A 17,837-nucleotide genomic window follows, 5' to 3' on the forward strand; every position below is an offset into this window, starting at 1 on the left:
CGCATGTGTGGAAGGTTCGTCGTCTCCGACACCACGGCCGATCTGCTGCCGGAACTCATCGGTGAGCTCGCCGATCGGACCGAGCACGTCGACGAGGACACCGGCGTGGTCGGCACCGGGTTGGTGCCGAGCTGGAACGTCGCGCCGACCGACCCGGTCTTCGCGGTCCGGCAGCGGCACGGGCAGCGCGAGCTCCCGCAGATCAGCTGGGGGTTCGTGCCGAGCTGGGCGAAGGACTTCCAGAAGCAGCGCCCGAAGCCGATCAACGCCCGCATCGAGACGGTCGCGACGAGCGGCATGTTCAAGCGGGCGTTCGCGACGAACCGGTGCATCGTCCCCGCGCAGGGCTACTACGAGTGGGTCGTGCGCGACGACGGCAAGGAACCGCACTTCGTGCACGAACCCGGCGGTGCCCTCGCGATGGCCGGGGTCGTGAGCGCGTGGCCCGACCCGACGAAGCCCGACGGCGACCCGGACAAGTGGCGGCTGTCGCTGGCGATCATCACGCGGGACGCCCACGTCGCCCCGGGCGAGGTGCACGACCGGATGCCGGCATTCCTCACCCCGGACGGCTACGACGCCTGGCTGGACACCGACCAGGGCGGTCTCGGGCAGGACGACCTGCTCGCCCTGCTCGACCACGAGTCACTGACGGTCGCGGCGGGCCTCGAACAGTACGAGGTCTCCCGCGCGGTGAACAGCGTCCGGAACGACGGCCCGCAGCTCATCGACCCGGTCGCGTAGTCACCGCGGTCAGCAGCTGTCGGACCGCGGTGTCGTCATCCCGAGCGTGACGTCGGACAGGTCCTGCGTCTGCAGCGTCCCGAGCGGCCCACGCGTCACGACCCGGAGTCCGGTCAGGTGCCCGCCGTGCGCCATGCTCACCGCCTGCATCTCGGCGACGACCCGGACGTCGTGGTGCGGTGCGATCACCGCGCCGTCCGCCCCGAGCACCCGGGCTCCCTCGATCACGTCCGCGGTGTTGCCGTAGATCGCACCCGTCCCGGAACCGCGGACCTTCTCCGCGAGGACGATGTGCACCGAGCGGATCCTGGCGTCCCACGTCGCGCTGACTCCCCGGAGCGTGACCGGACGGTCCATCGGGTTCCGGATCACGAACCCTGCGCTCATCCGGGTCTCGTCACGTCCGATCTCGTCGTCGGACCAGCCGCCGCACGAGCCGCTCGCACCGAGCGCGCGCAGCCGGTCCGGGGACGACGTGACGACCACGAGGCCGGCGAGCAGGACGAGTGCGGCGACGACGCACAGCGCGAGCACCGCGCGCGCCGACAGGCCGGTCCGCTCGCGGACGGTGGTGTGGTCGGTCGACGTCATGGTCCCCCCGGTCCGGACCGCCCATCGGTCCCTGTGGAGAGCATGACAGACAGGAGGCGCGGATCACGTCAGCCGGTGGGCTGACGCGATCCGCGCCTCCTGTCAGGGTCGTCAGATGCTGTCGTGCCGCACGTCCGGCAGGAGGACGTGGAGCCGCTCGGCGAGCCGCTGCTGCGCTTCCTCGAGCGACCGGAAGTCGCCGACGTACTGTCCGAAGGTGTCGGACACGAAGTAGTGGGCACCCTGCCGGTCGACCGTTCCGCCGTAGTAGCCGCCGTAGTTGGCCGCCCAGAGGCCGGTGTCCGGGCGAGTCCAGAGGATCCGCGGGTGGACGGGCTGGTCGACCGCGGTGTCGACCACGATCTCGGCGTGGTCGTCCATGCCCGTGATCGCGACCATCGTGGCGGTGTCGACGGTCACCTCGAGGTGCTGGTGGTGGTCGACGGGCGTGCTCATGGTCGTGCTCCTTCGTGGTGCGTGCTGCTGTGGTGCGGCGTGCCGTGGTGCAGGTGCTGGTGGTGCTGTCTGGAACTGGTGGTGCGGGTGGTCCGGAGACCGGTGCTGGTCGTGCCCGCGGTCCCGAGCGTCGCGCTAGTCGACCGGGCGGATCACGGACGGCAGCATCACGTGCAGCTGGTCCGCGAGCTTCGCCTGGGCCTGCTCGAGCGATGCGAAGTCGCCCACGACGAGTCCGAAGGTGTCCGAGGCGACGTAACGGTCGTCGCGCTTGTCCACCGAGCCGCCGAAGTACCCGCCGTAGTTGGCGACCCACTCTCCGTCGTCCTCCTGCGTCCAGGTGAGCTTGGCGCGGGCCGGGCGGGCGTGCGTCTCTGCCTGGGCCTCGAGGATCGCGATCGTGTCGACCGTCTCGGTGTCGAGCGTGACCTCGGCTCGGGTGTCGGTGCTGACGGTGGTGCTCATGTCGCTCTCCTTCGCGATCCGGGGTACATCTGCTGACACGAGAACGCTACGAGAACGACCCCTCCACCCGCCAGCGATGCCCGTCGATTCACGGGTTCCGCCAATGCACCCCTTCGGAGAAGCCCGGGTTTCCGGGGGGATGCGTCGCACATCCGGGGTACAGGGGACCGATCGGGGTACTCGTTCTCCGGCCATTCCGCCGGCGGGGCCGCGGGCGCCGGGGGCGGTAGGGCCGCGGGCTCTGCCGCGGGTGCGGGCGCGGGTGCGCGAACGGGCGTTCGATGTTTCGCGCCCAGCGACAGCTCACGGGCGCGCGACCGCGTGAAGTGTCGCCCAGCGCGTGAAGTCGACCACGCACCCGGGCCGCAACGGGAGCCCGCGCCTCAGCGCACGGCGCGCAGCGCGTCCGCGATCACCGACAGCGCCCCGGCGATCTCGTCGGCCACGCGCTCGTGCGTCGCCGTCGAGCGTCGGTACGGATCGTCGACATCGTCGTCGGCCGGGTCCGCGGGCGGCGCCACGGTCCCCCGGAGTCGGGCGACGAGTTCGACGAGCGCCGCGGGCGAGGACACCCCGGCGAGGTCGGCCGGAGCGAGGCCGTCGAGCACCCGGGCGAACTGCGTGATGGTGAAGGCACGCTTCGCCGCCCGGGGTGCGAGGGACACCACGGCGGACCGGTGGGCACGCTCCGCGGTCAGCACGAGGTCGGCCGAGCCCGCGATCGCCTCGGTGAGGTACCGGGCCCGGTGGTCACCGGGCACACCACCGAGCCGCTCGGACTGCGCAGCGGCGGCGGGGTCCATCGGTGCGCCGTCCTGGGCGATGGTGCCGGCGGACTCGACCTCGAACGCGGGTGCGTCCGGGCCGAGTCGCGCCGTGAGGACCTGTGCGCCGAGCGGCGAACGACAGATGTTGCCGCTGCAGACGAACAGGACCCGCATGCTCAGGAGGCGCCGAGCAGGTCGTGCCGCACGACGATCGCGTCACGCCCGGGGCCGACGCCGATCGCGGAGATCCGCGCGCCCGACATCGCCTCGACGGCGAGCACGTAGTCCTGCGCGTTCTTCGGGAGGTCCTCGAACGTGCGGGCACCCGTGATGTCCTCGGTCCAGCCGGGGAACTCCTCGTAGACGGGCTTGGCGTGGTGGAAGTCCGACTGGTTCACGGGGACCTCGTCCACGCGGACGCCGTCGACCTCGTAGGCGACGCAGACCGGGATCGTCGAGAGCCCGGTGAGGACGTCGAGCTTGGTCAGCACGAAGTCCGTCACGCCGTTGACGCGTGCCGTGTACCGGGCGATCGGGGCGTCGTACCAGCCACAGCGACGCGGACGACCGGTGGTCGTGCCGAACTCGAAGCCGTTCGCCCGCAGGAACTCCCCGGACTCGTCGAACAGCTCGGTCGGGAACGGGCCGGCGCCGACGCGGGTCGTGTACGCCTTGACGATGCCGATGATCCGCTCGAGCTTGCCCGGGCCGATGCCGGAGCCGGTCGCCGCGCCGCCCGCCGTCGCCGACGAGGACGTCACGAACGGGTAGGTGCCGTGGTCGACGTCGAGCATGGTGGCCTGGCCGGCCTCGAACAGGACGGTCTCGCCGCGCTCGAGTGCGCGGTGGATCTCGAGCCCGGTGTCGGCGACCATCGGGCGCAGGCGGTCGGCGAAGGACAGCAGCGACTCGACGACCTCGTCGGCGTCGATGGCGCGGCGGTTGAAGACCTTGACGAGCAGGTGGTTCTTCTGGTCGAGGGCCGCTTCGACCTTCTGCCGCAGGATGTTCTCGTCGAAGATGTCCTGGATGCGGATGCCGACGCGGTTGATCTTGTCGGCGTAGGTCGGGCCGATGCCGCGCCCGGTGGTGCCGATCTGCCGCTTGCCGAGGAACCGCTCGGTCACCTTGTCGATCGTGCGGTGGTAGTGCGTGATGACGTGGGCGTTCGCCGACACGAGGAGCTTCGAGGTGTCGACGCCGCGGGCCTTCAGCGCGTCGAGCTCCTGGAACAGGACCTCGAGGTCGACGACCACGCCGTTGCCGATGATCGGGGTGACGCCGGGCGTGAGGATGCCGGAGGGCAGCAGGTGCAGGGCGTACTTCTCGCCCCCGACGACGACCGTGTGCCCGGCGTTGTTGCCGCCGTTGAACTTGACGACGTAGTCGATGCGGGACCCGAGGAGGTCGGTGGCCTTCCCCTTGCCCTCGTCGCCCCACTGGGCTCCGATGATCACTGCAGCGGGCATCTGGTTCTCCTCACGTTGGCGGAGGACCTCACACGACCAGTCGGGCCGGTGGTCCACCCGAGTCTATCGGACGGCCACCGGCACGCTACCTGCCGGTCAGGTGCCGGCCCGGCGGACGGTCCCCCGGACGGACTGGAGGCGCGGTGCCAGCCGGCACCGCGCCTCCAGTCCCGCGATCGGGTCGCGATCCGGCGATCAGCTGCGGAAGAAGTCCTGGTAGGACGGGTCGCCCACCGGGGCCGCGTGACCCGGCTCGGCGAGGCGTTGCTCGATCATGGACTGGATGACGTCCGGCGGGGTGAGCCCACGGCGACGCCACTCCATCGGGTTGGCCCGGAGCTGCTTCAGGGTGGTCTGCGTCTGCATGCGGCAAGCCTCGCACTCGATAGGTAGTTTGTCTAACTACATGTCCTCTTGACGCACTGCGGGCCCCGTCACGAACGATGTGACGGGGCCCGCAGTGGTGGTGTGCGCTAGCGGCGTGCGACCTTGGCGGTCTGCTTCGACGTCGCCGTGCCGTCCTGGTAGCCCTTCGCCTTCGCGACGACCTTGACCGAGAACCGGTGACCGGCGTCGGACGTGCCGAGCTTGTACGACGAGCTCGTCGCGCCCTTCACGGCCTTGCCGTCACGGAGCCACTGGTACGAGTGCGTCACGCCCGAGCCGTTCCACTTGCCGTGGTTCGCCTTGAGCTTCGACCCGACCTTCGGCGTGCCGCTCACCGACACCCCGCTGCCCTTGACGAGCGTGAGGGTCGGTGCGACCCAGGTCGCCGCGGCGCTCTGGGCCTGGCTGCCGATCGCGTTGCCGAGGTGCAGCAGCAGGATCCGAGCACTCGCGACCCCGGAGCCGCGGGTGACCTGGAGCGCGCCCTTGTCGGCGAACAGCGTGCCGCCCTGGCCACCCTGCGCGAACGTGAGCGTCGGCTTGGCGAGGTTGAACTTCGCCGTCGAGGTCACGTCGACCACCGAGGACCCGCTGGTGGCCGCACCCGGCGCGTACGCCGACTCGGTCTCCACCCGGTACGAGATGGTCTTGCCCGCGGCACCGATCGCCGAGGCCGTCACCGGCAGCACCTTGACGGCACTGTCGAACGTGTTGACGTCCTGGCCGGGAGCGCCGCCGTTCAGCGGGAAGGCGTCGACGACCGGGTCGATGTCCGGGTCGTCGGCAGCCTGGGCGGCCTTGGCGAGGTCGATCGTCGTGACGAGCGTCGCGTCGACCACGGACGACTTCGCGTCGTACACGAGGTAGTCGTCCTTGCCGTCGCCGTTCGTGTCGATGAACACCTCGACGTTGGTCACGGCGCCGGGGTTGGCGTCGGGACCGGCCGTCTGCACACCGAAGGCGAGGGTGTCCGACGCCTTGTCGTAGCTCACGCCGTAGGCACGGACGTCAGCGGCCTTGAGCGACTGCGACGCCGAACCGGCCGGGAACGACTCCACGGCGTCCGTCCCACCGAGCACGAACGGCGCCACCGCGGCGTGGTAGCCCGAGGTCAGGCCGCCCTGGTCGACCGTGCGGCCGCTCAGTGCGAGGTTCGCGGTCTTCTGCGGGCCGGTGAACGTCACGCCCGAACCACGCACGGCACTGACCGGCTTCGGCGCGACGTACGTGCCGAGACGGAGCGGGTCGAGCGTCTTGTCGGTCGGGGTGAACGTCACGAGACCGGTGGCGGCCGTGACGAACTCACGCTGGTAGCCCTGCTGCACCGACTCCTGGGTGGGGTCGATGACGCGACGGAGCTGCGTGGGGTCGGTGACGGTGAACGTCAGGTCCACGACGGCACCGCGACCGGGGCCGACGGTGACGCGCTTCGTGCTGAGCGAGAACGCGACGCCCGGCTGGGCCACCTGCGGCTGGTAGGCCACGTCGTAGGTGTGGGCCGACGAGTCGGTGTTCTGGATGAGGAGCGACCGGGTCTGGCTGGTCTTGCCGGCGACCTCGACGACACCGAACGAGGCGGTGACGAGCTGGCCGTTCTCGACGCTCTTCACGGTGGTGTCCGCGGTCACGGCCTGCAGGGCGTCGACGCGACCGGTGCCCTGGCGCAGCAAGGTCGCCGTGCGGGAGCCGTCCTTGACGTCGTGCGTGGCCGTGTTCATGAGCGCGGCCTTGACGTCCGGCGCCGACCAGGTCGGGTGCGACTCGAACGTCAGCGCGGCGATGCCCGCCACGTCCGGCGTCGCCATCGACGTGCCGCTCATCGACATGCGGTCGTCACCGGTGCCGTTGGCCGCCGAGATCACGTTGACCCCGGGGCCGGCGATGTCCGGCTTCACGATGTCGCCGAACGAGCCGTGGACACCGCGGCTGGTGAACGACGCGAGCGTGTTCACGGCCTCGGGGTCGGTGGCGAGCTCGAAGCCCTTGAGCTCGTCGGCGAACTTGACGTGCAGGGTCCCCGCCTTGGCCGAGGCCGCGAGGCTCGTCACGCTGTCCTTGGTCAGCTCGGCACCCGGGATGGTCGCGTTGCCCGCGATGCCCGAGCTGAAGGTGTTGATCGTGCCCGCGAGGAGCACGCCGACACCGCCGGCTGCCTGGACGTTGTTGAAGCGTGTCCCGGACCCGCACTCGAGCGCGGCGTCGGTCCACTTCAGCCAGACGACCTTGCCGGAGACGGCCGCGGCGTCCGCGCCCGTGAAGGGAGTGCAGCCGTCGACGTTCGTGGTCGGGACGACGACGTCGCCCTCGACCGGCAGCGTGCCCTGGAAGTTCTGGGAGTACTGCGCACGGTACGTCTTCGCGACCGCGGACGGGGCGGTCACCTGGACGCCGTCGTAGAGCGACTGGCCGGTGGCGCTGGCGGCGACCGTCAGGGCGCCCTCGGCGTTGCCGGGCGAGCCACCGATGTCGGTGAAGTCGTCGGCGTTGCCCGAGGCGATCACCGGCAGCACACCGCGGGCGGTGAGGGCGTCGATCTTGGCGTTGTCGGGGTCGTCCGGTGCACCGTAGTCGGAGCCGAGCGACAGGTTGAGGACGTTGATGTCCTTGCCCTCGGTCAGCGCCTGGCCGACCCAGTCGAGCGCGGCACCGGTGAGGTCGGTCGAGCCGCCGCCGTCGCCGAACACCTTGAGGGCGTAGAGGCCGGCCTCGGGCGCGGTGCCCGGACCGATCCACATGTCCTGCACCTGCTGCGTCGTGAGCTTGGTGTAGTCGCCGTCGAAGGTCTTCTTGTCGGCGTCGAGCCCGTAGCCGGCGATCGTGCCGGACACGTGCGTGCCGTGGTCGCCGCCCTTGCCGTCGATCGGGTTGTCGTCCGGTGCGGGGACCGGCTGGTAGGTGTCCGGGTCGCTCGGGTCCGCGTTGTAGGTCGGACCGGCGAAGTCGTAGCCACCGAGGAACTTCTCGGGGTCGTAGGAGCCCGCCGCAGGTGCGCTCGTCGAGTCGAGCGCCGCCTGGTACGCGGCGGTGGTGCCGGGGCCACCGAAGTCCGCCTGGGTGTAGTCGAGGCCGGTGTCGAGCACGGCGACGTTCACGCCCTTGCCGGTGTGCCCCGTCTGCTGCCAGGCGTTGAGCGCCCGCGTGTAGACGTCGCTCGCCGCGTTCTTCGGGCTGACGCCGTCGGCACCCGGCTTCGCGAGACTCGGGTCGACGCCGGACGGGGCCGCCGAGGCGTCCTTGTTCACCGTCGGCTCGACGACCTTCTTCGGCGTGAGCGGGATGATGCTCGCGACGTCGGAGCGCTCCGCGACCTTGCGGAGCGCCTCGACGTCGGCGACGACGGCGATGCCGGGCACGGTGTACTCGGTCGAGTAGAGCTCGGTGGCCTTCGCGTCGGACTGCTTGACGGCGGCGCGGACGGCGGCGACGGTCGAGCCGATCGCCTTGACGCGCTGCTTGGCGGCCGAGGACTGCGTCTTCGACCGCGTGAGGTCGCCGCCCTTCGCCTTCGCGTCGACCTCGAGGGCCCCCTGGCCGGTCGTCCGCACGAACGCGGCGATCGTCTTCTGGGGCTTCGCGTCACGCAGCGGTGCCGCGATTTTCAGGTCGGCGGGCGAGAGGCCGGACGGGGCCGCGGACGCCGCCCCTCCGACGGCGAGCCCACCGCACGCGAGGGCCGCGGCGGCGATGCCGGCGGTCAGCACGCGTGCGATGCGATGCGGGTTCGGGTTCGGGTTGTCGTTCGGTGTTGCACGGTTCAAAAGGCGCACTCCTGGCTCCGTCCGTGTTCTTCATGGAATTGCTGTGAAGTTATGCGTTCGCTCTCAGGGTGCGCAGTCCGCACTTTGGGGGACTGCCCCCGAACGGGGGTGTCGGATCGAATAACTTGCACACACGTGTGCACGTTATTACGATGGTGCTCGTGACCACTCCCGACCAGTCCGTCCGCGCCCCCCGCAGGGACGCGACCGAGAACCGGGCCGCCCTGATCGAGGCGGCCAAGACCGCGCTGCAGGCCGATCCGGACGTCCCGCTCGAGACCATCGCGTCCGCCGCCGGACTCTCGCGACGTGCGGTCTACGGACACTTCCCGTCGCGGGACGACCTCGTGCGCGAGGTCGTCACGGCCGGGGCCGCGCGGGTCGCCGGCGCGATGCCCACCGCCGCCGACCTCGAGGCACTCCCCCCGGCCGCCCGGCTCGCCGCCATCGCGGTGACGCTCTGGTCCGAGGTGTCCCACGTCCGGTCGATGGCCCGGGTCGCGATCCGCAGCCCGTTCAGCGAGTCCGTGGCCGAGGTCTTCGCACCGCTGCGCGCCCAGGTCCGCGACGCCTGTGCCCTCGGGATCGCCGACGGCACCATGCGCGACGACGTCGACCCGGCCACCCTCGGCCGGCTCGTCGAGGGCGCGTGCATCGCCGTGCTCGACGAGGCCACCCGCTCCGGCACCTCCGACGAGGACGGACGCCGCATGGTCGTCCTCTCCGCGCTCGGGATGGCGGGCATCGACTGGCGCACGGCGTCGCTGTCCGAGCCCGCCGCGGCCGCGACCACCACGAAGGCCTCCCCAGAGAAGGACCGCGCATGACCCTCGAACTCGACCACGTCGGCATCGGCGAGGAGCCCGGTGCCGCACTGCCCGTCGTCTCCGCCGTCGCCGCACCCGGCCGTCCGGGCGTCGTCGCCGTCGAGACCGAACAGGCACCGGTGCTCGCCTCGCTCGTCGCCGGCGGTCGCATGCGTCCGGAGACCGGTCGGGTCCTGCTCGACGGGCACGACGACGCCGCCGCGGTACGCCGCACCTTCGCCCTCGTCGACACCCCCGGCGTCGCCGAACCCTTCCCCGTCCTGACCGTCAAGCGCGTCGTGCGCGAGGAGCTCGCGTTCGCCGGGCAGCGACCCTCCCGCGAACACGTCGACACCGTGCTCGACGAACTCGGGCTGCGGGAACACGCCGACACCCCGGTGCAGCGCGTCCCCACCGACGTGCGGGTCCGACTGCTCGCCGAACTCGCCCTGCTGCGGGACGGCGTGACCGGGCTCGTGGTCACCTCGCCCGAGCGGCACGGCGGCGCCGTGGAGGGGTGGTTCGCGGTCGTGCGCGACGTCGCCCGCCGCGGTGTGACCGTCCTGCTCGTGACCTCCAAGGCCGCAGCCGCGACCGTCGAACACCTGCTCGACACGATCGAGCCGCTCGACACCACCCAGACCGAGGACCCCGAGGACGTGGCCCGACCCGACGGAGACGACCCGCGCCTCCAGTCCGAGACCGACCACCTGCCCACGGAGGCGACCGCGTGACCACCACCTCGCTCGTCCGCGCCGAACTGGCGCGACTCACCGCGACCCCGCTCGCACGACTCGCGTTCATCGCGCTCATGGTCGTGCCGCTGCTGTACGGCGGCGCCTACCTCTGGGCGAACCGCGACCCGTACGCGAAGCTCGACCAGGTGCCGGCGGCCATCGTCGACCAGGACGCCGGCGCGACGCTCGACGGCGACCGGGTCGACTACGGCAAGGACGTCACGAAGGAGGCCATCGACGGCGCCGACTTCAAGTGGACGGAGACGACCGCGGCCGACGCGCGCTCCGGCGTCCGGAACGGCACGTACGACTTCGTCGTGACGATCCCGCACGACTTCTCGGAGTCCCTCGTCTCCGCACAGTCCGACGACCCGAAGCGTGCCGAGCTCGTGATGACGACGGCGGACACGAACTCCTACCTGGCGTCCACGATCGCCGAGCAGGCCGGCAAGACCATGCGCACCGCCGTCGCCGAACGCGTCGGCAAGCAGGCGGCGAAGACCCTGCTCGTCGGCCTCGCGGACGTGCGCGACAGCCTGGGCGACGCCGTCGACGGCGCGGGGCAGCTCGCCTCGGGCGCGAAGTCCGCCGCGTCGGGCGCGGCCACGCTCGCGGACGGCACCGGCAAACTCGCCTCGGGCGCGGCGACGCTCGCGGACGGGACCGCCGCGCTGCCGTCGCAGACCGCTGCGCTCGACCAGGGCGCCCAGCAGGTCGCCTCCGGGGCGGCGACGCTCTCCTCGGGGCTGCAGACGGCGAAGCAGCAGACCGCGTCGCTGCCCGCGCAGACCGCGCAGCTGAACGCGGGTGCGCAGCAGGTCGCGGCCGGCAACAAGGCACTGGCCGACCAGACCGATCCGGCGCTCGACGCGCTGAGCGGCCTCTCCCCCGACACCGTGACGGCGGCGATCACGAAGGCCGCCGCAGACCGTGGGGTGGAACTGACGCCGGAGGTGCAGGCGGTCATCACCTCCACTGTCGAGACGCAGCTCGGAGACGAGAAGACGAAGGCCGACCTCGCGAAGGCCAAGGCCGCGCTCGAGGGCGTCGACCAGCTGCGCGACGGGTCCGCCAAGGTCGCGGCCGGCACCGCCGCGCTCGCCGAGGCGGCACCGACCCTGGCGAACGGGGTCTCCTCGGCGGCGGACGGTGCGTCACGGTTGGCGTCGGGCTCGTCGCAGGTGGCGTCTGGCACCTCCCAGCTCGCGTCGGCGGCGCCCACGCTGTCGTCCGGCGCGGCGTCGCTGGCGTCCGGTGCTTCCTCGGCCGACGACGGCGCGGAGTCGCTGGCCTCCGGGCTCGTTTCACTGCGGGACGGCTCGTCCGAGCTCGCCTCGAAGCTCGACGAGGGCCGCACGAAGATCCCGGCCTCGAACGCCTCACAGCGCGAGGACCAGGCGTCGGTGATCTCGGACCCGGTCAAGGTCGGGGACGACAACGTCGCCGCTGCCGACAACTACGGAGCCGGCCTCGCGCCGTTCTTCATCTCCCTCGCGGCCTGGATCGGCATGTACGCGCTGTTCCTCATCCTCAAGCCGATCTCGAAGCGGGCGATCACCGCGGTGCGGAAGCCCCTCGCGGTGGTGTTCGGCGGGTGGCTGACGCCGGCACTGCTCGGCCTCGTGCAGATGGTGGCGCTGTTCTGCATCGTCCGGTTCGCCCTCGACCTGAACGTCGTGCACGCCGGGGCGACGATCGGGGTCATGGTGCTGGCATCGGCGACGTTCGCGGCGATCATCATGGCGCTCAACGTGCTGCTCGGCTCGGTGGGCCAGTTCCTCGGCCTGGTGCTCATGCTCGTGCAGCTCGTGACCGCGGGTGGGACGTTCCCGTGGCAGACGCTGCCGGGGCCGTTGGCGGCGCTGCACTTCGCGCTGCCGATGACGTACTCGGTCGACGCGATCCGGCAGACGATGTACGGCGGGAGCCTCGGGGCGGCGTGGTCCGACGCGGGCATCCTCGCGTGCTGGCTGCTCGGCGCGCTGCTCGTGTCGTTCGTCGTCACCGCACGGCAGACGCGCTCGCGGACGCTGCGCGACCTGCGCCCGAGCCTGATCGGGTAGCGGGGCGCCGGGCGGGCGCCGGGCGGGCGCCGGGCGGGCGCCGGGCGGGGCGCTGGGCGCCGCTGGGCGTCGCGCGGCTTCGTGAGCAGAAATGGTCGGGTGACCTCAGGGAACCCGACCATTGCTGCTCACGAAGTGCTTCGCCCGAGCGGCAGCCCGACCATTGCTGCTCACGAAGTGCTTCGCCCGAGCGGCAGCCCGACCATGTCGCCACCGAGGTAGCGGAGGTCCTCGGCGGGCAGGGCAGCACGGGCGTCGGGGTCGAGCACGCCCGAGGCGTCGTCGACCGGGACGAAGCCGATCCGCTCCCCCGCGGTGAGGTCGGCCGGGGAGCCGGTGTTCCGGGACAGCGCCCACACGACGTGGTGCCCGGGGTCACGGAGCGCGACCGTCGCCAGCACCAACCGCACCAGGTCGTCCGGCGAGCTCCACATCAGGAGCGCACGACCGGACGACGGCTGCTCGCCGAACGCCCCGATGCGCGCCGAGACGATCGACATCCCGAACCGATCGGCGAAGAGACTGCCGAGGAGTTCCATCCCGGCCTTCGTCACGCCGTAGTAGGTGTCCGGCCGGGGCAGCCGGTCTCCGGGCACGCTCCCCGGTTCGTCGAGCGGCTCGGGCACTCGGCCGACGGCGTGGATCGAGCTCGCCTGGACCACCCGGAGGACCCCGGCCGCGGCCGCTCGCTCGAGCACGTTCTTCGTCCCGGTGAGGTTCGCCGCGACGAGGTCGTCCCACGCGGCCTCGGTCGGGATGCCCGCCAGGTGGACGACGGTGTCGACGCCGATCAATGCGTCGTCGAGGGCATCGGCGTCGTGCACGGACCCGGGCACGAACCGCTCACCACCGGTCGGTGGGCCGTCCGGGGTGCGCTCGTCGAACAGCACGAGGTCGTGACCGGCCGCGAGGAGTCGCGGCCGGAGCGCAGCGCCGATGCGTCCGGCGGCCCCGGTGATGAGCAGCGTCGCCATTGCCCGGACGCTACCCCCGGCGCGTGAGCACCGACCGCAGGTGTCCGATGGCCTCGCCGAGGTACCGCGTGAGGTCCGAGCGCGACCACCGGACGACGACCCAGCCGAGGCGCTCGACCTCACGGTAGCGACGGAGGTCGCTGGCCCACTGCGCGGCATCCGTGCGGTGGTGGTCGCCCTCGTACTCGATCAGGACGCGGTGCCGCGGGTAGGCCATGTCGACCCGGCCGATGAAGGACCCTGCCTCGTCTCGGACCTCGACCTGCAGTTCCGGTTCGGGAAGGCCCGCGCGGACGATCGCGAGCCGTGCCCGCGTCTCCTGGGGCGAACCGGCACCGACCCGGACCAGCTCGATCGCCGTCCGCAGCTTCCGGACACCTGCTCGGGCTCCGGCCCGGACGAGTGCGCTCCGGAGGTCGTCGATCGTCGTGCGGCACCGTGGCTCGGTCACGATCGCGTCGCCGAGCACGATGAGCTCGTCGATCGTCAGCATCGCGCCGCAGTCGACCCACAGCGCTGCGGGAGTGCTCGCGGGCATGCCCCACCGCTCGACGACGTCCGCTCGGTCGGGCGTGATCCGGTGTCCGACCACACCCGTGCGACGCGGTTGGGCGGTCGGGATCGGACTCGTGACGTGCACCGGCGCGCCGTCGTCGACCGGGACGGGCAGCCCCCAGAGCACGGCGGCGGAGACGTGGCTGATGAACTGTCCGGGCAGCAGGACCGGCCGGAGGGCTCGGATCCGCTGGACGGCGTCGGGTGGGCGATCGCGGGGCCACCGGATCGACCGGGTGGGCCGGACGAGATCGCTCCGACGGAGTCGCTGTCGGGAGACTCCTGCGCGGTCCGCGGCGTGCACGTCGAACGCGCGGTTGCGGAGCGCGGGCGGAAGCGGTCGTGGTCGCATGCGGTCATGCTCGCGCCCCGTGCTCCCGCACCACCCCCGACCGGAAGCACTCGTGCAGAACTCGCACCGCGCCTCCCGTGTGGAGGAGTGACCACGCGCAGATCGTGAGCAGGAGATGTCGGGTCGGGACCACGCACCCGACCGTTTCTGCTCACGAAGCGGCCCAGCGGCCCAGCGGCCCAGCGGCCCAGGGCCGCGCGCGCCGCGCGCGCCGCCCCGAGCGTGCGCCCGCCGGCCCCCGCTACCATCGACGGGAGAGCCACGGAGGTCGATGCAGATCATGGGAGCCGGCAAACCCGCGACCATCTACGACGTCGCCGCGCGCGCCGGGGTCTCGAAGTCCCTCGTCTCGCTCGTGCTGCAGCGCTCCCCCCGGGTGAGCCAGCAGCGCCGCGACGCCGTGCTGAAGGCGATCCAGGAGCTCGACTACCGTCCCTCCACGGCCGCGGTCTCACTGGCCGGCACACGCTCCCGGACGATCGGCGTCGTGCTCGACGACTTCCGGAACCAGTGGTTCGTGGACCTGCTGACCGGCCTCCGCGAGTCGCTGCAGGACCAGGGCCACCGCCTCGTCGTCGCCGACCGGTTCCTCAACACCGGGCTCGACGCCTCGCCCGTCGAGGGCTTCCTGTCGATGCGCGTCGAGGGGCTCGTGATCGCCGGTGAGCCCGACACCGACCTGGCCGTCCCGGCCTCCACACCCCTCGTCATCGCCGGCGGCCGCGTCGCGATCCCCCGTGCGGACACCGTGGCGAACGACGACCGCGCGGGCGGGGCGATGGCCGCGGAGCACCTGCTCGCCCTCGGGCACGCTCGGCTCGGGTTCATCGGTGCCTCGTCGGCCGCGTCCGACGAGCGGCGGATCGGCTTCAGGGCCGGGGTCGACGGCCGCGCCGAGGTCGCCACGGTCGTGCTCCCCGGCGAGCCCACCGAGGAGGCCGGTTCCCGCGCGGTCGCGCAGCTGCTCGACGCGCACCCCGACGTCACGGCGGTGTTCGCCGCGAACGACGTGATGGCCCTCGGTGCCCTGTCCGAGCTCGCCGAGCGCGGGCTGCGCGTCCCCGAGGACGTGTCGGTCATGGGCTACGACGACACCCCGCTCGCGGCGACGCGGTACGTCGGGTTGACCAGCATCGACGACCGCAGCGTCGAGATCGGGCGCGGCGCGGGCGAACGACTCCTCGCCCGGATCGCCGACCCGAGCACGGCGGCGACCGAGGTGCTCGTGGAGCCGCGGCTCGTCGCGCGGCGGACGACCGCGGCGCGCTGACGCGCAGGCGGACGGGAGGCGCGGCTCGTCCCCGCACCGCCGGACCCGCCACGCGGGCGGCGCGGTCCGGCGACACCCGCGGTCCGGCCCGGCGACGCCCGCGGTCCGGCCCGGCGACGCCGCCGTCAGGGGAGCTCGGCGTGCTGGACCACCCAGCTGTGCATCACGATGGCCGCGGCCGCCGAGGCGTTGATGCTCCGCGTCGACCCGAACTGCGCGATCTCGAGGTGTCCGTCCGCGCCGGCGACGGCCTCGTCGGTCAGCCCGGGGCCCTCCTGGCCGAACAGGAACACGCACCGCTCCGGGATCGGCGCCGTCTCGATGCGGGACGCCCCGGGGGTGTTGTCGATCGCGATCACCGGACGGCCCTCGGCGCGCATGGCCTCGAGGAAGGCAGCGACGTCGGGGTGGTACCGGACGTGCTGGTACCGGTCCGTCACCATCGCGCCGCGCTTGTTCCAGCGCCGACGTCCGACGATGTGCACCGTCCCGGCGAGGAAGGCGTTGGCGCTCCGCACGATCGACCCGATGTTGAGGTCGTGCTGCCAGTTCTCGATGGCGACGTCGAACGCGTGCCGGCGGGTGTCGAGGTCGGCGACGATCGCGTCCATCGACCAGTACCGGTAGCGGTCGACGACGTTGCGGGTGTCTCCGGTCGCGAGGAGCTCCGGGTCGAGCCGCGGGTCGTCCGGCCAGGGTTCCGGGTGTGGCCCCACCCCGTGCGTCGTCCACTCGTGGGACGGTTCGGGGACGGCGGTCACGTCCCCAGCGTAGAGCCGGTCGTGGACGTCAGCGGACGCGGGCCTCGATCCCCGCGATGAGGACGTCGAGCCCGAGGGAGAACCGCTCCTCGTACGAGTGCGAACCGAGGATCTCCGCCACGAGCGCGTGCCGCTCCGGACGCCCGGCCGCGGCCGAACCCCGTCCGACCTGCACGCCCGTGTGCCCGACCACGAAGTCGTAGACGACGAAGAACGCGTACATCGCCTCGGCGTCGGGCAGGCCGGCGGACCGCAGCGCGCCGACGACCTTCGCCACGACGGCGTCGGACTCCGTCGAGACCAAGGCCCCGCGACGGCTGTGCGACTCGAGCACGAGGGGGTGGGTGAGCATGAGGTCGCGGAAGGTCGTGGCGAAGGTCCGCACGACCGCGTGCCACTCGTCCGGCCAGACGAACGTGGCGGTGAACTCGTCGACCGTGCGGCGCACGAGTTCGGCGTGCAGGTCGTCCAGGCCGCCGATGGTCCGGTGCACGGTCATCGGCGCGACGCCCAGGCGGACGCCGAGCGCACGGAAGGAGAGCCGGTCGAGCCCGTCCTCGTTCGCGATGGCGGTCGCGGCGTCGATCACCTGCTCGCGGCTGAGCACGTTGGGGCGGCCACGGCGTCGTCGCGGGGTCACCTCGGCCTGCTCCGGCGCCGAGGCGGGCCGAGGTGGAGCGGTCGGGGTTCCGGGTTCGACGAGCACGGTGCTGCCTCCTTGGTTCCAGTACGTGTCCCGAAAAGCCTAGGGCAAAGCCGACCGCTGTTCGGTGTCTCGACCATCCCGGGTCCGCGGCCTGCCCGCAAGGGCCGATCCGTTCCTCCCGGCCTTCTCCGAGCCGGCACCGAGCCGGGCCGTCACGGGCGCGCACTAGGGTGAGGGCATGGCATCCCGCGACGAGGTCGAGTGCTGGCTGACCGACATGGACGGCGTGCTCGTGCACGAGAACCAGGCGCTCCCCGGCGCTCCCGAGCTCCTCCAGCAGTGGCAGGACCAGGGCACCGAGTTCCTCGTCCTGACGAACAACTCGATCTTCACGCCGCGCGACCTCAGCGCCCGGCTGCGCGGCTCCGGCATCGACGTCCCCGAGGACCGCATCTGGACCTCGGCCCTCGCGACCGCCGACTTCTGCCGGTCCCAGATGCCCGGCGGCTCGGCGTTCGTCATCGGCGAGGCCGGCATGACCACCGCCCTGCACGAGGCCGGATTCATCATGACCGAGACCGCTCCGGACTACGTGGTCGTCGGCGAGACCCGCAACTACTCGTTCGAGGCGATCACCAAGGCCGTCCGGCTCATCCGCGACGGCGCCCGGTTCATCGTCACCAACCCCGACGCGACCGGTCCGAGCGCCGAGGGGGTCCTCCCCGCGACCGGCGCCATCGCGGCGATGATCGAGAAGGCCACCGGCAAGCAGCCCTACGTGGTCGGCAAGCCGAACCCGATGATGTTCCGGTCGGCGATGAACCGGATCGGTGCGCACTCCGAGAACACCGGCATGATCGGCGACCGGATGGACACCGACGTGCAGGCCGGCATCGAGGCCGGACTCCACACCGTGCTCGTCATGACCGGGATCAGCGACCAGGCCGAGATCGAGAAGTACCCGTTCCGGCCGAGCGAGGTCATCTCGGGCGTGCACGAACTCGTCCGCACCGAACCCTTCGAGGTCGAGATCTGA

At 71.9% G+C, this 17,837-nt stretch carries 17 protein-coding genes; 6 read left to right on the top strand and 11 right to left on the bottom strand.

Annotation, left to right across the window (positions count from 1 at the left end; genetic code table 11):
• Positions 1 to 3: 3 nt before the first annotated feature.
• A complete protein-coding gene (locus tag ACQXVK_RS02945) occupies positions 4 to 744 on the top strand; it encodes an SOS response-associated peptidase (RefSeq protein WP_430852622.1) in 741 nt (246 codons plus the stop codon).
• Positions 745 to 753: 9 nt separating this feature from the next.
• Here ACQXVK_RS02945 and ACQXVK_RS02950 read toward each other — a convergent pair whose 3' ends face one another.
• The 7 genes from ACQXVK_RS02950 to ACQXVK_RS02980 all read right to left on the bottom strand — a co-directional run bounded on the left by ACQXVK_RS02950 (position 754) and on the right by ACQXVK_RS02980 (position 8,580).
• Positions 754 to 1,335: a hypothetical protein gene (locus tag ACQXVK_RS02950; protein ID WP_402265160.1), complete on the bottom strand. Its 582-nt coding sequence runs from the start codon at positions 1,333 to 1,335 to the stop codon at positions 754 to 756.
• Between the two features lie 111 nt (positions 1,336 to 1,446).
• Positions 1,447 to 1,791 carry a hypothetical protein gene (locus ACQXVK_RS02955; protein WP_022905218.1) on the bottom strand — a complete coding sequence of 115 codons (345 nt, stop codon included), beginning with the start codon at positions 1,789 to 1,791 and terminating at the stop codon, positions 1,447 to 1,449.
• Positions 1,792 to 1,926: 135 nt separating this feature from the next.
• On the bottom strand, positions 1,927 to 2,256 hold the full coding sequence (locus ACQXVK_RS02960; RefSeq protein ID WP_022905219.1) for a hypothetical protein: 330 nt from the start codon (positions 2,254 to 2,256) through the stop codon (positions 1,927 to 1,929).
• Between the two features lie 383 nt (positions 2,257 to 2,639).
• Positions 2,640 to 3,197: a low molecular weight phosphatase family protein gene (locus ACQXVK_RS02965; protein WP_416394052.1), complete on the bottom strand. Its 558-nt coding sequence runs from the start codon at positions 3,195 to 3,197 to the stop codon at positions 2,640 to 2,642.
• A gap of 2 nt (positions 3,198 to 3,199) precedes the next feature.
• Entirely contained in the window at positions 3,200 to 4,492 is a 1,293-nt protein-coding gene (locus ACQXVK_RS02970; protein WP_402265168.1) for an adenylosuccinate synthase, read from the bottom strand.
• A gap of 195 nt (positions 4,493 to 4,687) precedes the next feature.
• Entirely contained in the window at positions 4,688 to 4,858 is a 171-nt protein-coding gene (locus ACQXVK_RS02975) for a hypothetical protein (protein WP_022906203.1), read from the bottom strand.
• Between the two features lie 107 nt (positions 4,859 to 4,965).
• The gene (locus ACQXVK_RS02980) at positions 4,966 to 8,580 is read right to left on the bottom strand and encodes a S8 family serine peptidase (RefSeq protein ID WP_430852625.1); all 3,615 of its coding nucleotides are present in this window, start codon (positions 8,578 to 8,580) and stop codon (positions 4,966 to 4,968) included.
• Positions 8,581 to 8,798: 218 nt separating this feature from the next.
• On the opposite strand from ACQXVK_RS02980, the gene ACQXVK_RS02985 reads away from it, so the two are divergent.
• From ACQXVK_RS02985 to ACQXVK_RS02995, 3 genes are read left to right on the top strand one after another with little or no spacing between them, the layout of a single operon-like run.
• Positions 8,799 to 9,464: a TetR/AcrR family transcriptional regulator gene (locus tag ACQXVK_RS02985; protein WP_430852627.1), complete on the top strand. Its 666-nt coding sequence runs from the start codon at positions 8,799 to 8,801 to the stop codon at positions 9,462 to 9,464.
• Complete coding sequence (locus tag ACQXVK_RS02990) at positions 9,461 to 10,177, top strand: hypothetical protein (RefSeq protein ID WP_430852628.1); 717 nt, start codon at positions 9,461 to 9,463, stop codon at positions 10,175 to 10,177. Before ACQXVK_RS02985 ends, ACQXVK_RS02990 begins: the two co-directional genes overlap by 4 nt.
• Positions 10,174 to 12,243 carry a YhgE/Pip family protein gene (locus ACQXVK_RS02995; protein WP_430852629.1) on the top strand — a complete coding sequence of 690 codons (2,070 nt, stop codon included), beginning with the start codon at positions 10,174 to 10,176 and terminating at the stop codon, positions 12,241 to 12,243. Before ACQXVK_RS02990 ends, ACQXVK_RS02995 begins: the two co-directional genes overlap by 4 nt.
• A 170-nt stretch (positions 12,244 to 12,413) precedes the next feature.
• Here the strand turns inward: ACQXVK_RS02995 and ACQXVK_RS03000 are convergent, their stop codons facing one another.
• Positions 12,414 to 13,217 carry an NAD-dependent epimerase/dehydratase family protein gene (locus ACQXVK_RS03000; RefSeq protein ID WP_430852631.1) on the bottom strand — a complete coding sequence of 268 codons (804 nt, stop codon included), beginning with the start codon at positions 13,215 to 13,217 and terminating at the stop codon, positions 12,414 to 12,416.
• Positions 13,218 to 13,227: 10 nt separating this feature from the next.
• A complete protein-coding gene (locus ACQXVK_RS03005; protein ID WP_430852632.1) occupies positions 13,228 to 14,124 on the bottom strand; it encodes a DUF559 domain-containing protein in 897 nt (298 codons plus the stop codon).
• 271 nt (positions 14,125 to 14,395) lie between these two features.
• Here ACQXVK_RS03005 and ACQXVK_RS03010 point away from each other — a divergent pair, with 271 nt between their 5' ends.
• Complete coding sequence (locus ACQXVK_RS03010; RefSeq protein ID WP_430852634.1) at positions 14,396 to 15,394, top strand: LacI family DNA-binding transcriptional regulator; 999 nt, start codon at positions 14,396 to 14,398, stop codon at positions 15,392 to 15,394.
• 125 nt (positions 15,395 to 15,519) lie between these two features.
• On the opposite strand, the gene ACQXVK_RS03015 is transcribed toward ACQXVK_RS03010, so the two are convergent.
• Together ACQXVK_RS03015 and ACQXVK_RS03020 are read right to left on the bottom strand one after the other, a co-directional pair.
• Complete coding sequence (locus ACQXVK_RS03015; protein WP_430852635.1) at positions 15,520 to 16,155, bottom strand: TrmH family RNA methyltransferase; 636 nt, start codon at positions 16,153 to 16,155, stop codon at positions 15,520 to 15,522.
• A gap of 28 nt (positions 16,156 to 16,183) precedes the next feature.
• Complete coding sequence (locus tag ACQXVK_RS03020) at positions 16,184 to 16,861, bottom strand: TetR/AcrR family transcriptional regulator C-terminal domain-containing protein (RefSeq protein WP_022906214.1); 678 nt, start codon at positions 16,859 to 16,861, stop codon at positions 16,184 to 16,186.
• A gap of 178 nt (positions 16,862 to 17,039) precedes the next feature.
• Between ACQXVK_RS03020 and ACQXVK_RS03025 the strand changes: the two genes are divergently transcribed.
• Positions 17,040 to 17,837, top strand: coding sequence for an HAD-IIA family hydrolase (locus ACQXVK_RS03025; protein ID WP_416394060.1), 798 nt, complete (start codon positions 17,040 to 17,042; stop codon positions 17,835 to 17,837).

It is taken from the genome of Curtobacterium sp. AB451 (assembly GCF_050585845.1).
Classification (GTDB): Bacteria; Actinomycetota; Actinomycetes; order Actinomycetales; family Microbacteriaceae; genus Curtobacterium.

Bases quoted from the DNA above. Each gene is read 5' to 3' on its own strand.
- ACQXVK_RS02955 (WP_022905218.1), bottom strand. From the start codon at position 1,791: ATGAGCACGCCCGTCGACCACCACCAGCACCTCGAGGTGACCGTCGAC.
- ACQXVK_RS02950 (WP_402265160.1), bottom strand. From the start codon at position 1,335: ATGACGTCGACCGACCACACCACCGTCCGCGAGCGGACCGGCCTGTCG.
- ACQXVK_RS03025 (WP_416394060.1), top strand. From the start codon at position 17,040: ATGGCATCCCGCGACGAGGTCGAGTGCTGGCTGACCGACATGGACGGC.
- ACQXVK_RS02970 (WP_402265168.1), bottom strand. From the start codon at position 4,492: ATGCCCGCTGCAGTGATCATCGGAGCCCAGTGGGGCGACGAGGGCAAG.
- ACQXVK_RS03000 (WP_430852631.1), bottom strand. From the start codon at position 13,217: ATGGCGACGCTGCTCATCACCGGGGCCGCCGGACGCATCGGCGCTGCG.
- ACQXVK_RS02945 (WP_430852622.1), top strand. From the start codon at position 4: ATGTGTGGAAGGTTCGTCGTCTCCGACACCACGGCCGATCTGCTGCCG.
- ACQXVK_RS02965 (WP_416394052.1), bottom strand. From the start codon at position 3,197: ATGCGGGTCCTGTTCGTCTGCAGCGGCAACATCTGTCGTTCGCCGCTC.
- ACQXVK_RS02960 (WP_022905219.1), bottom strand. From the start codon at position 2,256: ATGAGCACCACCGTCAGCACCGACACCCGAGCCGAGGTCACGCTCGAC.
- ACQXVK_RS03010 (WP_430852634.1), top strand. From the start codon at position 14,396: ATGCAGATCATGGGAGCCGGCAAACCCGCGACCATCTACGACGTCGCC.
- ACQXVK_RS03005 (WP_430852632.1), bottom strand. From the start codon at position 14,124: ATGCGACCACGACCGCTTCCGCCCGCGCTCCGCAACCGCGCGTTCGAC.
- ACQXVK_RS02990 (WP_430852628.1), top strand. From the start codon at position 9,461: ATGACCCTCGAACTCGACCACGTCGGCATCGGCGAGGAGCCCGGTGCC.
- ACQXVK_RS02975 (WP_022906203.1), bottom strand. From the start codon at position 4,858: ATGCAGACGCAGACCACCCTGAAGCAGCTCCGGGCCAACCCGATGGAG.